The following is a 14,697-nucleotide window of genomic DNA, read 5'->3' on the forward strand; positions in this document are numbered from 1 at the left end:
AGTCTCGTGGGCTCGGAGATGTGTATAAGAGACAGGGACAGCAGGTGAAACAACAGTATACCGGACGAGGTGCGACGATACGTCTGTCGCGAATATCTTGACCGTTATCAAGCTGTTTCATCCATTCAGCTATCGAACCTTGCAGACTGGTTACGACTCATCGCCATTCTTAGGACGCTTGAGCAAATCCCGGATGCTGAGCAAGAACGAATTAAGGAACTGATCGAGCATCCGGATCTTGCCGCGTATTTCAGTTGAAAAATGAGAGATAGTGATTATTTTTCGACATATCGCATTTCTTCTGATTCCTGAATGCTGGTCGATTTTGCAAAGAGATGATCCGTTATAATGACGACGACTGAAAGCGTAAGTGCAAGGGCACCGATCCAGGGCAAGTACTGCAACAAACCATTCGTGACTGCGATACCGCCGATTCCGGCACCTGCTGCCATTCCGATTTGTCCAAATGCGCTATGCAGGCTTAAAACGATACTTGCAGCAGCTGGTGCCAACGTAATCATCCGTAATTGAATCGGTGTACCGGAGGACCATGCCGCTAACGCCCAAAGGATGAGGAGGATATAAAAGGCAGATGCAACGTGACCCATCAGTGGGAACAGTAGTAGTACGATGGCATGTAGTGCCGTCCCACCGACAAGTGTCCAAAACGTGCCCCATTTATCCGTACTGATGCCACCGAGCTTAGAACCAAACGCACTAGCGATTCCAAACAGGAACAGCGCTGCCGTGACGGCTTGATCACTCTTTTGGAAGACATCTAAAAAATAAGGCGAAATATAGGTATAGACGATGGAATAAGAACCTAACCATAGGAACGTAATCAATAAATAAGCAGAGATTCGTGGCTGTACGAAGAAGTGAAGTTGTTCGCGTAACGGAACCGGTTCTTCTGCGACCGTTTGAGGAATCCAAAAGAATGTCAGGAGCGCCAAGATAAGTCCAATGATTCCAAGGCCAGCGAAAATGACATGCCATTCATAATGAGCAGCAATGACGCGACCGATTGGAACACCGATAACTAGTGCCGTACTATTACCCATGACGACAGTTGCGATAGCGTTTCCTTGTTTTCCTGGTGCGGCAAGGACAGCAGCGAGCGTTAATAGCGTGACTTGAATGACACCGGCACAAAGTGCAGATAAAATTCGTGCGCTCATCAGCAGCTCATAACTGGACAAGAAAGTGATCCATACGTTGATGATGGAGAACAAACTGAGCGCATAGACCAGTAATTTTTTACGTTCGAGTCGTGCCGTCAGAGCAATTAAAAAGGGCGTGCCCGCTCCGAATGCAATCGAGAAGACTGTGATTAACTGTCCGGCAGACGAGACGGATATTTGATTGGAATCCGCGATGCGATCCAATATTCCAGCAATGACATATTCTGATGTCCCGTTTAAGAAGCTGATGATGGCAAGTAAATAAATTTTTCCCATGTGTTTCATTATATCTACACCTCACTGTTTCCATTTCAATTCGTATCACGTTTCATTTAGACGTTTGAGAAGGTTCATCTGTCCAAGTTGATTTGTGATACTTGGTAATAGTACAGTAGCGATTATGATAAATGAAATGCATCTTTCGCATAGGGGGTATACCAAAAACGTTATGAATAGAGCACAAATCGAATTGATTCTTCAAATTGCTGAGACAGGAAGTTTTACAGCGGCAGGAGAACAGTTACACATGACACAACCAGCGGTCAGTCGGACAATTGCGTCAGTCGAGGCACAACTTGGAACGAAACTAATCAAGCGGGATAAGAAAAAAGGACTGTTCTTTACAGAGGTAGGCGAGCGGGTTCTCGTTATTTTAAGACGTATCAATAGTGAATTTCATAAAGTGGATGAATTGATTGCATCGGAACAAGGTCTAGCGATCGGAAATGTTCATGTCGGGGTCTATAAAACGGCGTATACACGTTTTTTACCAAAAATCATCCGAACGATGGATGAGCGGTATCCGGGACTGGAAGTCAAATTATGGGAAGGAACCGTTGACCAAATCAAGCAATGGTTGCGAACCGACTGTGTAGATGTCGGGTTCATCACGGCTACAGACGAGGAATTTGATCGTTTTCCTTTTGTATCAGATGAATGGGTCGTTGTGTTACCGGAACACCATCGTTTAGCACAACAAGTATCAATCAGTCTACTCGATCTGTCGGAAGAATCGCTCTTGATTGAACAGACGGAGACGAAGCAACAGGTGCAGATGTTATTTCAGGATCAAGGTCTTGTACCACATGTGCGATATGAGATGCAGCACCTCGAGACGGGACTTAAGATGATGGAAGAAGGACTAGGTGTAGTCATCACGACACGACAAAGTATCGCTGGATTATCGAGCGAAAGTCTAATTCGTCAACTGGAAACGACCGAAACGCCAGATATTAAAATTGCAGTACGAAATAAGAAAGAGATGTCGAAGGCGACGGAAGTATTTATCGAAACAGCGCAATCGTTGTTCGCTGAAACGGTGGACCGTCCATAACAAATCGTAATGAGCTAAAGGAGAAATATAATAACATGCATCGACATATCGTTTCGATTCAAGGCGCCATGGCGTCCGGGAAGACGACATTAGCGCAAGCGCTCGAAGACGCTTACCCGGAGTTGCACATCTATTACGAAAATCCATATCCGATCGTTCAAAAACGAAAAGAGCTCGGATTAGACATCCGTACCGAAGACGGATTCGTTGAGAATCAGCGCCTGTTCATTCAAGCGGAAATCGAACGATTTCGACATTTTCCCGATGGACACATCATATTAGATCGTGGTCCGGAGGATCTTGAATTCTACACGCTTCATTATCCACAGATACATGGGCATGACTGGGATATTGAATCTCGTTTAAAGACGGAACTTGAAGCATTAAGAGAATGTCGGTCCGACCAGATTCTTTATTTACAGGCACCAGACCATCTCTTACGAGAGCGGCGCGACGCTGATCAAGAAAGAAATCGTCAATCTTTTGAACAACATCAACCGCTTTGGGCGCTCGAAGAGAAATGGTATGAACAATTTTCGGTCTATTCGATTGATACGACAGCAAAAACGTCGGAACAAGTCCGACAAACAGCGATGCAGATACTTGCGTTTAAAAAATTCATATAGAAAAATTTGTTCACTAGGTAAAATCATCTTGGCGCTGTTCAAGATGGTTTTTTCGCTTTCCTGAAGCCGGTTGTTGTAAAATGAATTAACGACAGAGTTGATAAAGGGGCGAACCGACATGGGGAAGCGATCCATTCAAGATGCAGCCTTTCTAGGGAAAAAGAAGCAGGTCATGCGCTGTATCGAACGAGGGGATGATCTGAATGAGTGGGATGAAGAAGGCTTCGCGGCACTACACTGGGCAATCCAGGAAGGACACATCGCGATCGTCGCATTGTTGCTCGACCACGGAGCAGACATCAATCTACCCAATCAAGATGGAATGACGCCGCTACACATCGCATTGTATGACCGGAAATCTGAGATTGCTTTGTTATTAATGAAGCGCGGCGCCTATTTAGATTTAACAGGTGATGGATTTACAGCACTACATCTAATATCAGGTCGGTCTGGCAATAAAAAAATCCTGCGTCAATTGGCTCAGGATATGGAATTATTACACGAACGAACTGAAGAGGGTGAGGGAATGACGCCTCTACACATTGCCGCTCAGGCAGGAAAGGCAAAAAAAGTTACCTTATTGCTTGAAGCGGGAGCGGAAATCGAGGCAGAGGGACCAGAGGGCATCACACCACTGTATGTAGCAGTTGAAAATAATCAACCGAAAGCCGTTAAGGCGTTACTCAAAGCAGGAGCAGATCATGAGATGAGTCCATCAGAGGACGGGGAGACGGTATTGACGCTAGCTAGCGCGAAGGGATATGAACGTATCGTCCGCATATTACTCTCTTATGGAGCAAATCCGCTTCACCGCGACGCTGCAGGGAGTTCCGCACGCGATCTGGCTCTTGCGAACGAGCATCATCAAATTGCGGAGATTTTACGACAAAAAGAGATCGATGCAAAGAATGGAGAATGATGAATAATCCAACATTGAAGAACTGTAAAGGGTTCTTCTATGTTGGATTTTTTCATCTTAGTATTAAACCGTCATGTCGAAAGATAAATTCGTCGGATGTAACGGAAGAAGCTCCTGATGTAATTGATTTGTAGACGGAATAGATGTCTGAACTTCATGACAGGTGAATGAATCTGCCCAAACGGTTCCGCTTCCTTCAAGTAATATACCGAAGTGAAGCGATGCGGCTTCAAAGGGAACGTCAAGAATACAGGCACAATACGTCCAGTCCTGGTCACCAGTTAATCCACGATTCGTCATGTTATCAAACTGTACCGGGTCACCGTGGACGTCATCGACACGAAACCAGATGGCTGCCCTTTCGGCTGCTTCCGTTCGCAGGAAACCTGCAACCATGATTCGCTTCTCTCGATAAGCAGTTGCTTGTATGCTTTGCATCATCGTACCGAACATGCCCGCTTCTTCTGTGTCAGACGTAAAACTGATTTTTCCAGAGCTACGTCCTTGATGGACGATCTCTGAATCGGTCTTAAGCGTGTAAGATCCGGCATGACTACCGCTTAAGAACCAACCTTCTACAAGCTGTTCTTCCATTTGAATCATCTCCTTATTCGTCATTAGTTCCATCAACTTTACATATTTTCGTGGAGGTAAATGGTATAACCCTTTGAACGCCCGCGTATAGGCTTCTTGAGATTGGTACCCACACATCAATGTAACTTCGAGTAAGTCGACGCCGTCTCTTAAAAGAGTGGCGCTGACCGACAAACGACGTAAACGGACATATTCTCCGAGCGTCTGACCGATTTGTCGTTTGAAGAGTCGTCCGAAATGAAACTTAGAGTAATGATGGCGCTCTGCGAGTTGTTCAAGTAAGGACTCATCGAATAGATGGTCTTCGATATCTTTTAGAATGACATCAATGGTAGTCATTGATTTGCTCCGAGCGTTTCGTAGACGAAGTGTACATCAGACTATGCAATATTTCGGCTACGATGGAAGTCAATAAATCTAGAATCATCGGCAGGACTCCTTTTCTGTTTGTTTACATCCTTATTATAGGCATAAGTGAAAAATGTTTTTTGATAATAATTGCTATCTTCTGGGAAAAAACAGTTCAAAACAAAATGAACTATCGTAAAATAAAAAATAATATGTTCCTAAACATAGAGATTGGAAGGTGAAGGATGAAATGATTGGAATCAGTATCGCAACCAAATGGGAGTTCGACGCAACACTTGCGTATTTTCGTGTCTCGCCCGAAGAAAGAATTGCCTATCCGTATGGTGAATATTTCAAGCGAGAGATGAATGGAAAAACGCTCTTATTTTATAGCACCGGCGTTCGAAAAGTAAACGGTATCGGTGCGAATCAATTTATGATCCTCCGCTTTCCATTGACGAAGGTCATCGTTGCTGGAACGTGTGCCGGCATTGATCCACGGTTTGACGTACTCGATATCATCGTTCCTGCTCAGGCGGCGCAGTATGACTGTACAGTCAAAGAGATTGAACCCTTACTCAAGCCATCCTTTATTGTGGATCTCGATTTAGCGAAGTATGGCGAGGACTTTCATACAGGAACGATTGGAACGGCAGATCGGGCTGTCGTCATGTGGCATGATTATGTCGAGTTGCGGGACAACGGCTTGACGATTGCCGATACGGAAGCAGGGGCAATCGCGTACATCTGTCAGAAAAATGGAATCGAATGTATCATCATCAAAGGGATCTCTGATTTCCCAACAGAAGAAAAAGAAGAAGATGTGGTTGAGGCAAACGTTGAACAGATGCGGATTTACATCGAGAATACGCCGAAAGTCATGACAAAAATTTTTTCCGATTATATGGCACGATTTATCTAAAAAAACGCAGATTATCTGTTCGATAACGAACGAATAATCTGCGTTTTCACATGTAATGCTTTCGTTTGTACAGCTTATGTTTGATCCACGCCCAAATACGAGTTGCTAAATAGAGATCAGCAATTGCACCGATCGCCATTGTGATCAACATGAGGATGCCACTCATATCAAAAGTAAGTAAGGGTTCGAAATGCGTAAAGATGACAACTAACACAAGTGGAATCGTGGTACCGATTCAGATGGAAGTGCCTTCCACATCCGAATGATCCCTTCTTACAATGATTTGTTTAAGTATATTAAATAATGAGTAGGGAAAATGGAGATATAGAATAGAAAATGGAATGGATTGATGGAATTCGGAACAAAACGACGTTCATAAATCCGGACGTACGGTTAATCGACTATTTTTTTGCGCCACCTAATCCAATAAAGGTAATAAACAAACCAACTGTGAGAGCGATAGCAAGTACGATGTTTTGATATAGACCAGCTGGAAAAAAATCAACGATGAAGAGTAGTAAAAATAGTGATGCAACAATCAATCGCGCATCTCGTACGGAAGAATCTAACGTGCGCCATTTGATGAAAAGTAAGATGTACGCTAAAGGTGCAAATAAGTAAGAAATAATAAAGAAGGGGATTCTTCTTAGATAATAAGGTGATTTTTCTTCCTTACCTTCCATTTTTATCACTCCAAAAACGTATTTATTTGACTTAACTATAGAATAGATCAATTAAAAGTCATGCAACGGAACGCTGCAGACTACTTACATCGGTTTCTAACGCAATCTTTCATCGGCGCACTTCTTTTCCATATTTTCTAATCTTCTTGTGACAGTATAGTTCGATGACATCGTATTTTTGAAAAAGGGTTGATGATTCTCTTCTTTGAGGAGAGTCATCGACTCTTTTTGATATAAACAAGTAAAAATTGAGCTAGTCTGATGAAAATTACTTGATTCCAATGTTCTCAAGGTATTTTTTTTCAGAGTCATCGATTTTACGGCTGATTTGTTTCGTATATGTTTTCCGCGCGTAAGTTGATCCGTCTTTCTGATAAATGGCTCTTTCTCCTCCAGCTGATTGGTCGTAATAGATTTCAATGAGGCCTTGATCCTCGTAAACGATGACACCCGTTTCACCTGTGTTTCGCTTTAGTTGTCGATCAATCCGTTGCTTCTTCAAGTACTGATTTTCAGATTTGAAGACTTGATTGATAGCTACATCATATTTCTGTTTTGCTTTCTCGCTAGTCGTATTACCGTCTTGATCGTAATCACTACATCCTGCTAGGAAGACGATCGAAAAAAGGAGGAAAGCTAAACGTTTCATTTTCAAGTGCGAACACCTCCGAAGTACACGTTTTTGTACTACCGATAGTGTACATCAAGGAAACACTTCATATGTAGCGTACTTGAGAAATAGGGAAGTGCCTTAGGACGGGCACATTATAGTCCGATCGCTTCGATGATTTCTTCAGGATACGCCTAGACGTTTCCTTCGATGATCTATTAATGGTGGTAGTTCGAGCAAACGACTTCCAAAGAGAAGTCATACAACATTTCAACACTTAAGCGCCGCTTCTTAAAACGATATACCATGTAAATCTTTAGCGTTTACATGTGGAAATACTAATAAATTGAATTCAATAAATAAATCCTTAATTAATCAAGGTGAAATATCACATTGTCATGTGTATATTCTCTTTATTTTTTTGAATATATTAAATTTTTAATTTATATTAATTTTTTGTTGAAATACACTAACTTATGCATTATATTGAATTTATTAATATATTAATTATTTTGTGTCTTTCTGTATCTCTATTCATAAAGTATTGGAGAAAGGTAGTGATTTTAATGGCATCCATTTTATTTTTAGTCGATAAACGAGTTCAATCGAAGCTGAAGTTTTTCGATCATTTGAAAGAATACGCATTGAAGAAAATTTTAGTCATCGAAGAAGGATTCGAAGAGATGGGAGGTATACCCACTGGGTGCTTTGATGAAGTGTTCGTCATAAATGATATTTCAAGCTATTCTGAACTAGAGACCGTCATGAACGAATTGATGGATCAAAACGATATTCAAGCTCTCATCGCGACTACGGAAAATATCATTGAAGTCGCGGGACGTCTGCGAACCAGATTCGGCATTCAAGGGATGCAACATAATCAGGCGACGAGTGTTCGTAACAAGTGGGTCATGAAAGAAATTGCGAGGCAACACGGAATCCTGTCTCCTAGAATAAGGATCGCGTCGACGGAACGCGAGTTGCGAGCGTATGTGGAGCTAATCGGATATCCCTGTATCATTAAACCGGTAGCGGGATGGACAACCATCAAGACATATCGCATTGAGGATCAAGCGCAGTTTGATTCCTTCGTAAGCGATTGGTCTGCTTCTCCGCAATCAGTACTTATCGAAGAATTCATCTCAGGAAAGGAGTTTCATGTCGATTCTGTCATCTCGCATGCAGAGGTCGTCTTTACGTCCGTCTCCGAGTATCTATTCAATTGCCTCGATGTGATTGATCATCAAAAACCGCTTGGTAGTATTGCCTATCCAAGTCAAGCTAAGAACGAATTAGTGACGCGAATCGAGCGGTTTAATCAAAGTATTATTCGAGCACTCGGGATTACGAATTCAGTTTGCCACGCAGAGATATTCGTGACAGCAGAGGGAACGCTTTACTTCGGCGAAATCGCTGCACGGATCGGAGGGATCGCAGTCATTCCCCCGATCGTTTTAAACACGCATGGCGTCGATCTTTTTCAAGCAGCGATTGACGTCGAACTCGGTATCTATCAAGTAGATCAATCGAAACAGACATTAAAATATACAGGCATGTTATCGTTTCCTTCAGCCATTGGAAACGTCAAAACCATTTCGTCAGAACAAGACTTTATGACCACCATCGAAGGCGTCGTATCGGTCACTATTCCCGTGAGGGCCGGACAAGTATTGAGTGGCGGAAAAGATACGATGTCGCGCTCTGGTTTCATCGTCATTGAGGGAGACTCTTTCGAGGAAGTACGACTTCGGTTGATGCAGGCATCTGAACGCTTCCAAGTCGAGATCGAGGAGGAGGTCGTGCTATGAACTTTTTAATTACAAAGATGAAGAGGGGGCGGGTAGGATGAGAAAAATATTCTCAATCGTATTTCTGTCCATTACATTATGCGGGGATAGCATGTTGAATCTAATGTTGATCTGGACGATTCTTGAGCGACAAGGATCAGTGGTCCATCTCGGTATTACCATTTGTATCATGAGTGTATTCCCGTATCTTTTACAAAAATATGTAAAGCCACTGAAGACGATTTTATCTTCGAATCCCTTGCTGGTCTTTGCGGTAGTCCGTATACTGGGCATCCTCATGCTTGGGCTCTTGTTCTTCATCTTTGATCAGGAAAACATCTATACGTATTATGTTATCGGTGGTGTGTTTGCGTGTATCTTCTTTTTGTCCATGCAAAGTCTCGAAGCCTATATGTCACAAAAGGTCCTCGAAGGGAAGGTTGATTCGAGTCTAGCATCCAATCAGTTACAGGCAGCGATTCAAATCGGTGCCTTCGCAGGGAATTCTTTGACAGGGGTACTACTCGCACTCGGTGGAATCGAGATGGTCGGCTTGATCTTAAGTATGACGCTATTGATCGGTGTTGGCATTCCACTCATTTTACCGCTTCTCTCTCATCAGTCGGATAAAGTGGAGGAAAAAGTGACGAAACCAGTAGATCGTGATCCGCTTGACTCTATCCAATTACGCGCAGGTATTTCAAAGGATCACATGTTACGGCTTACCGTAATAGGTGTCACCTTATTGACCGTACAGCTCGCATCTATTAATTTCTTATTGCCGATCATTTTCCATGATGTGTATGACTGGTCATCCGTTCAATATGGAGTGGTTGGCGCAGCGATGGGACTTGGTGCATTCATAGCGACGGTACTTGGTCGATTTGGACGATTCGTCCCGTATGCGTCGTTCGGATTGATACTAGTCATTGATGCGTTGCTAGGTACGATAGAAAATTGGTCTCTTGCCATCTTTCTAGGGTTCAGCCTCGGTCTCGTATTCAACCGATTCCGGATCTATCAACGGATCTTAATGTTCAAGTTTTTAGAGACGAAAGAAGAGACGGTCATTTGGTCAGGGCGAACGACGACGGCGTTTCAATTCACGAAAGCGCTGACACCACTGCTTTTAGTTTATCCACTAGCTTGGTTAGGTATCGTAAATGCAGGAATCTTACTTGCCATAATGGGTGTTCTTTTGACAAGTCTACTTGGAATCATTTATTGGTTTGAAACAAGAGGGATTTCACATGATGAGCAAGAGGAACATGTAGCATAGTCCATAAAAATGAACATGCTGAACAGGTATCCAGAAGACCAAGGCACGGCGTAAAAACGTCTATGTCTTGGTCTTCTTTGCACATGAACTATCAATAAGAAAGGGATTAGTACTCGTAATATTTTAAAGAAATGACACGTTTGAGAATAAAATAAAGAAAATGTATGATGAATAGAGAGTTGGAACGTAACTGATGCAAACATTACCAATAGGAAACAAAGTCAGGAGGATGAGGATGAGTACGTTAGGTTTGCGGATTAAAGAACGACGAAAAGCAATCGGATTGACGCAAAGTGATTTGGCAGGAGCAGAACTGAGTAGCGGTATGGTTAGTCTAATCGAACGAGATATGACAAATCCGTCTCTTAAAACGCTCGAGCATTTAGCAAAAACACTTGAAGTGAGTGTGAATTATCTGTTGAATCAAGAAGAAGCGGAGTTAAGTGGAACAGAAGATGCTGGCGTTCTTCTTCGAAAAACGGAAGGGTTACTTCGCGTGGGGAAGCACGAGGAAGCACAGAAGATGATCGACGAGCTTGATCAAACTCATATTCCCGCTTCTTTAAAAGGACGTTACTTAAAACTACAGGGAGAGTTGGCGATTGAACGGGCGGAGTATGGTCGTGCTATAGACTGTCTCAATAATGCGTTGCTGTACCTGGACTCATCCGTCATGGATGAATATATAGATACGTTCTACCATCTAGCCAAAAGTCATTTGAATGCCTCGGCATTCAGTAAAAGCATTGATGTTGCGATGCAAGGTATGCTCCTACTTGATTCACTACCGACGAACAAAAATATTTTACTACGTTTACAATTAATGTACGTGCAGGCATATGGATATGCTCGGTTGAAAAGTTACGAAAAAGCAATGGAGATCATTGAGGATGCGTTAGATTACATGCAAAAAACGAACTGTTTCTATAACGAAAGCCTGTTTCGCATGCTTAACGGATTAGCTGCTCTCTATATGAAGGATTACGAAAAGGGGATCAAGCATACCAAGATGGCGTTAGCCCTTTTCGAAGAAAATAAGCAAAGTGAGTATGTTACCGGATGTATGACGAATCTCGGTATTCTCTTGCGAGAGTCGGGTGATTTAAATCAGTCGATCGATTATCTCGAGCAAAGCGTCGCCTTGGCTGAACAAAATGATAGTCAATGGAACATCGTTAACAGTTCGTTGGAACTAGCTACATCATATTTCCGCTTAAATCAATGGAGTGAAGCAAAAAGCCTGTGCGAACGCCATATTCAAAAAGTAGATCCAGAAGACGCGTTACAGGTGAAGATGCGTCTATTGCTTGCTCAGATTGAATATGAGGATAAGCAATACGAACAAGCGAAGCGGTGGAGTGATGATGCTCTTGTCATAGTAGAAAGACTTGAAGAACGTCAACTTCTCGCAAAAACTCTGACAGTACATGCTCAAATCTTAATCGAACAACACCAGGAACAACAGGCAATCGAGTATCTTTTACGATCGAATCAGATTTACGAAAATTTACTCTGACGACCCATTGAAAGCTTTAACTTATGGTCTTGAATGTTTGATATTGCGTTATATAAAGGTAACGAAAAGGCGATTCTTCTTTATGGAAAGAAGTCGCCTTTTCGTGTAGGGATGGCTTGTGACGCGTTACTTCATGACTGAGGTGTCCAATCAGTCAAGCAATCTAGATTGATCGTTTTCACCCAGTCATAAAACTCATCCACATGTTGAATGTGTCCGTCTAAGACAGCTTGATAGATGAAAATTGAAGGATAATCTAAGTTCTTCCGGAGGATGTCTTCTTTAATCAGCAGAATTAGCTCTCTTGAGCTGTTCGTCAAGGAAGCAGTCATGCCATCGACAAGATCGCGTGATACCGGACCTTGACGATTGCTGTGGAACAACCACATGTCAATATTCCAGAGCAACCGTGTTTCAGATTCGTATGTCATCTTGAAGTAAAATCCGTTAAAAGGAGTGTTGAGATGATTCCGATATTTGATTTCGATGATTCGGGGGTGTTCCGCGAGATCGTGTAATAGATTCAGCGCTTGCGATGGTTTAGGCGAATCGCTAAAAATCTCTATATCAATATCCGGTTTCACCATTAAGTCATAAGACATCGCGCCAACGATATGAACGTCGCCGAGTGCGCTCCATTTCTTTCTTAAGCCTAGCTCGTCAAGTATGGTATTTGCTTCTGCAGTCATCTGTTTGGAACGATTGAGTACATCCATAAAAAACTCTCCTAAGTTATGTCATTAACAAATTATTTCAGAATACAATATAATGATTGACCTGACAAGCCTGTAGACTAAACTTTTCCATCGCGTCAATTAAATCGTCTATCCATCTTAGTTCACGACTGGTGAAGGGGGCGTGCTAGTTGGAGGTAATTTTAGAACACTAGCATCAATAGTATCCTGCGTTGAAAGCTGTCTCAATTGAGGATGCAACAACCAAACGAAAGAAATCAGTATGAGACCGATACCTGAAAATGAGAAAATGAATGAACTTCCTAGGTAATTGGCTAATGAGCCACCTACCAAGGAACCAATTGGCATGGCGGATACGCTGATACTGTAAGTGATGGACGTAGTCCTCCCAAGTATTTCATGCGGGACAGCGGCCTGGATGAGTCCAGCGAATAGAATATTGACTGCACCGACGGGAATCCAGGCGACACCGAACAAGAGACATATCAGTATAGGAGAAGTCATCCAGCCAGCGACGATCCAACAAAGACCACCGAGTGTAAAGCAGAGAATCGCAGTCGAACCGATTCGAAATCTTCCAAGGACAGGACCTAAGAATGCGCCCATCAACGAACCTGCTGAGATAGCCGTCAATAAAAAACCGTAAGTTCCTACACCACCGATTTGATCGGAAAAGCTTGGAAGGATGGCTAACGTCATACCAATCGTAAAGTTAGCAAGAAGGGAGCCAATCGTGAAAACCCACAACAAGGAATGAAGGACAACATGAAATCCTTCGCGTAATTCAATGACGTATCGCTTGATGGAAGACTGTTTTTCTTTCACATCGTCCTGATCAAGCTTTCTTCGTGGGATTTTCACGAGTGAAAAACAGAGCGCAGCTATGACGAAAGTGATTGAGTCGATCCAAAAGACGAAGATAGCCCCAAAGCTTGCAACAAGGATAGCTCCTAAAGAATTGAGGATCAAATCAATGCCTTGATAGGCTATAGCAAATAGAGAGTTGGCATGTAGCAAGTCCTCCTTTTTCAACAAAAGAGGGAGAGTCTTCGTCTGGGCAGGATAAGCAAACTCTTCGATACATGCTAAGAGTGGCATGATACATAGAAGAAAGGAAACATGAACTGCATCTAAATAATAAGCAATCGGGATGGTCATTAATAGGACGGCTTGTAGCACCTGCGTAGAAATCAAAATAGGTTTCACGCGCCACCGGTCGACAAGAGGACCGATCAAAAACTGCAGTACTTTCGGGACGAGAATCAAGAATCCCGCAAGGCCGGTATAAAAAGGATTATGACTCAGTTCAAAGACAAGCCACATCGACGCGACATAATACAAGCTATCTCCGATATTTGTGACGACTCTACCCAGTAATAAGAATAAGAAAGAGGGATGTGTAAGTAAGCGAAACATGGAAAACAACTCCTTTTTTTATTTTTTATACCGGTCAATTTTTTTTGACAATACATCAAAAAAGAAAAAGAATGTTTTACGATTCTTTTTCAGGCGCATCTAAGAAAGGATGATCAATCGCAAAAGCCATCGTTGAAAAGAAATAGAGACGTTGGGCTTCTGCATCTTTCGGTTCGTGAGAAAGTGTTCGCAATTCTTCCATCAATGCGAAGTATTTTTTGATCCACTCCTTATAATTCTCTTCGGTCGCAGAGATTTGCCACATCGATCCGACATGATTCCAGTTCTCCGGAGACTCGCTTGCGACTGGAGATGTGAACGCCTCTTCTGGGGCAGAAAGGATGATGGACTTCGTTCGCTCTGTCATCTGGTATAGAATTTGTCTAGATGATTCACTGATGATTTCAGCATGTGGTAACAATTCGGTCGAGGGCGTGAATCCGCGAGCGACGGATTGGTAGAACTTTTGGAGGATACCACCTTTCTCTTCCGTTTTCACTAATTCGATCAGTCCGTTCTTTTCTAACTCCTTCAAGTGATAATGGACCTTGGGACGAGATAGGTTCAGTAGTTCAGAAAGCATCTGTCCAGTGAGCGGTTTTTCAATCAAGTACATCATGATTTCAGCTCGGATCGGAACACTTAATGATTTTAACTGGTTTAACTCGGTTAATGTCATCATCGGTTGCATAGTAAAACCCCTTTTTTGACCGGTTAAATTAATTTGACAATAAATCATACGGATTGTCAATTTATTTCTTTTTGCAAATAAAAAAATCAAAGAATTA

The 14,697-nt window shown here is 42.5% G+C and carries 15 protein-coding genes; 8 read left to right on the forward strand and 7 right to left on the reverse strand.

Going from position 1 to position 14,697, the window contains the following annotated elements:
- Window positions 1-69: 69 nt before the first annotated feature.
- Window positions 70-258 (forward strand): hypothetical protein, encoded by a 189-nt coding sequence (locus tag F8N00_RS02150; RefSeq protein ID WP_421017678.1) that lies wholly within the window; start codon window positions 70-72, stop codon window positions 256-258.
- Between the two features lie 17 nt (window positions 259-275).
- On the opposite strand, the gene F8N00_RS02155 is transcribed toward F8N00_RS02150, so the two are convergent.
- On the reverse strand, window positions 276-1,466 hold the full coding sequence (locus F8N00_RS02155) for an MFS transporter (protein WP_421017679.1): 1,191 nt from the start codon (window positions 1,464-1,466) through the stop codon (window positions 276-278).
- A 163-nt stretch (window positions 1,467-1,629) separates the two neighbouring features.
- Between F8N00_RS02155 and F8N00_RS02160 the strand changes: the two genes are divergently transcribed.
- The 3 genes from F8N00_RS02160 to F8N00_RS02170 all read left to right on the forward strand — a co-directional run bounded on the left by F8N00_RS02160 (window position 1,630) and on the right by F8N00_RS02170 (window position 4,059).
- A complete protein-coding gene (locus tag F8N00_RS02160; protein WP_421017680.1) occupies window positions 1,630-2,514 on the forward strand; it encodes a LysR family transcriptional regulator in 885 nt (294 codons plus the stop codon).
- Between the two features lie 35 nt (window positions 2,515-2,549).
- The gene (locus F8N00_RS02165; RefSeq protein ID WP_421017681.1) at window positions 2,550-3,140 is read left to right on the forward strand and encodes an AAA family ATPase; all 591 of its coding nucleotides are present in this window, start codon (window positions 2,550-2,552) and stop codon (window positions 3,138-3,140) included.
- A gap of 118 nt (window positions 3,141-3,258) precedes the next feature.
- Window positions 3,259-4,059 (forward strand): ankyrin repeat domain-containing protein, encoded by an 801-nt coding sequence (locus tag F8N00_RS02170; protein WP_336449351.1) that lies wholly within the window; start codon window positions 3,259-3,261, stop codon window positions 4,057-4,059.
- Between the two features lie 63 nt (window positions 4,060-4,122).
- On the opposite strand, the gene F8N00_RS02175 is transcribed toward F8N00_RS02170, so the two are convergent.
- Entirely contained in the window at window positions 4,123-4,992 is an 870-nt protein-coding gene (locus F8N00_RS02175; protein ID WP_336449352.1) for a helix-turn-helix transcriptional regulator, read from the reverse strand.
- A gap of 259 nt (window positions 4,993-5,251) precedes the next feature.
- Between F8N00_RS02175 and F8N00_RS02180 the strand changes: the two genes are divergently transcribed.
- A complete protein-coding gene (locus F8N00_RS02180) occupies window positions 5,252-5,923 on the forward strand; it encodes a permease (RefSeq protein ID WP_421017682.1) in 672 nt (223 codons plus the stop codon).
- A gap of 401 nt (window positions 5,924-6,324) precedes the next feature.
- Here F8N00_RS02180 and F8N00_RS02185 read toward each other — a convergent pair whose 3' ends face one another.
- Both F8N00_RS02185 and F8N00_RS02190 read right to left on the reverse strand, forming a co-directional pair.
- Window positions 6,325-6,606: a hypothetical protein gene (locus F8N00_RS02185; RefSeq protein WP_421017683.1), complete on the reverse strand. Its 282-nt coding sequence runs from the start codon at window positions 6,604-6,606 to the stop codon at window positions 6,325-6,327.
- 268 nt (window positions 6,607-6,874) lie between these two features.
- Window positions 6,875-7,261 carry a hypothetical protein gene (locus tag F8N00_RS02190; protein WP_421017684.1) on the reverse strand — a complete coding sequence of 129 codons (387 nt, stop codon included), beginning with the start codon at window positions 7,259-7,261 and terminating at the stop codon, window positions 6,875-6,877.
- Between the two features lie 521 nt (window positions 7,262-7,782).
- Between F8N00_RS02190 and F8N00_RS02195 the strand changes: the two genes are divergently transcribed.
- The 3 genes from F8N00_RS02195 (at window position 7,783) to F8N00_RS02205 (ending at window position 11,798) form a co-directional block, all read left to right on the forward strand.
- Entirely contained in the window at window positions 7,783-9,024 is a 1,242-nt protein-coding gene (locus tag F8N00_RS02195) for an ATP-grasp domain-containing protein (protein WP_421017685.1), read from the forward strand.
- Between the two features lie 37 nt (window positions 9,025-9,061).
- Complete coding sequence (locus F8N00_RS02200; protein ID WP_421017686.1) at window positions 9,062-10,282, forward strand: MFS transporter; 1,221 nt, start codon at window positions 9,062-9,064, stop codon at window positions 10,280-10,282.
- Window positions 10,283-10,517: 235 nt separating this feature from the next.
- Complete coding sequence (locus F8N00_RS02205; RefSeq protein WP_421017687.1) at window positions 10,518-11,798, forward strand: helix-turn-helix domain-containing protein; 1,281 nt, start codon at window positions 10,518-10,520, stop codon at window positions 11,796-11,798.
- A gap of 131 nt (window positions 11,799-11,929) precedes the next feature.
- On the opposite strand, the gene F8N00_RS02210 is transcribed toward F8N00_RS02205, so the two are convergent.
- The 3 genes from F8N00_RS02210 to F8N00_RS02220 form a co-directional block, all read right to left on the reverse strand.
- Window positions 11,930-12,514: a hypothetical protein gene (locus F8N00_RS02210; RefSeq protein ID WP_055967548.1), complete on the reverse strand. Its 585-nt coding sequence runs from the start codon at window positions 12,512-12,514 to the stop codon at window positions 11,930-11,932.
- Between the two features lie 117 nt (window positions 12,515-12,631).
- Window positions 12,632-13,909, reverse strand: a complete 1,278-nt coding sequence (locus tag F8N00_RS02215) for an MFS transporter (protein WP_421017688.1) — start codon at window positions 13,907-13,909, stop codon at window positions 12,632-12,634.
- A gap of 76 nt (window positions 13,910-13,985) precedes the next feature.
- A complete protein-coding gene (locus tag F8N00_RS02220) occupies window positions 13,986-14,600 on the reverse strand; it encodes an ArsR/SmtB family transcription factor (RefSeq protein WP_055967553.1) in 615 nt (204 codons plus the stop codon).
- Between the last annotated feature and the right edge of the window lie 97 nt (window positions 14,601-14,697).

This window comes from Exiguobacterium sp. A1_3_1 (assembly GCF_048985645.1).
Lineage (GTDB): Bacteria > Bacillota > Bacilli > Exiguobacteriales > Exiguobacteriaceae > Exiguobacterium_A > Exiguobacterium_A indicum.

Bases quoted from the DNA above. Each gene is read 5' to 3' on its own strand.
- F8N00_RS02200 (WP_421017686.1), top strand. From the start codon at position 9,062: ATGAGAAAAATATTCTCAATCGTATTTCTGTCCATTACATTATGCGGG.
- F8N00_RS02185 (WP_421017683.1), bottom strand. From the start codon at position 6,606: ATGGAAGGTAAGGAAGAAAAATCACCTTATTATCTAAGAAGAATCCCC.
- F8N00_RS02160 (WP_421017680.1), top strand. From the start codon at position 1,630: ATGAATAGAGCACAAATCGAATTGATTCTTCAAATTGCTGAGACAGGA.
- F8N00_RS02155 (WP_421017679.1), bottom strand. From the start codon at position 1,466: ATGAAACACATGGGAAAAATTTATTTACTTGCCATCATCAGCTTCTTA.
- F8N00_RS02180 (WP_421017682.1), top strand. From the start codon at position 5,252: ATGATTGGAATCAGTATCGCAACCAAATGGGAGTTCGACGCAACACTT.
- F8N00_RS02220 (WP_055967553.1), bottom strand. From the start codon at position 14,600: ATGCAACCGATGATGACATTAACCGAGTTAAACCAGTTAAAATCATTA.
- F8N00_RS02205 (WP_421017687.1), top strand. From the start codon at position 10,518: ATGAGTACGTTAGGTTTGCGGATTAAAGAACGACGAAAAGCAATCGGA.
- F8N00_RS02210 (WP_055967548.1), bottom strand. From the start codon at position 12,514: ATGGATGTACTCAATCGTTCCAAACAGATGACTGCAGAAGCAAATACC.
- F8N00_RS02165 (WP_421017681.1), top strand. From the start codon at position 2,550: ATGCATCGACATATCGTTTCGATTCAAGGCGCCATGGCGTCCGGGAAG.
- F8N00_RS02215 (WP_421017688.1), bottom strand. From the start codon at position 13,909: ATGTTTCGCTTACTTACACATCCCTCTTTCTTATTCTTATTACTGGGT.
- F8N00_RS02170 (WP_336449351.1), top strand. From the start codon at position 3,259: ATGGGGAAGCGATCCATTCAAGATGCAGCCTTTCTAGGGAAAAAGAAG.
- F8N00_RS02195 (WP_421017685.1), top strand. From the start codon at position 7,783: ATGGCATCCATTTTATTTTTAGTCGATAAACGAGTTCAATCGAAGCTG.
- F8N00_RS02175 (WP_336449352.1), bottom strand. From the start codon at position 4,992: ATGACTACCATTGATGTCATTCTAAAAGATATCGAAGACCATCTATTC.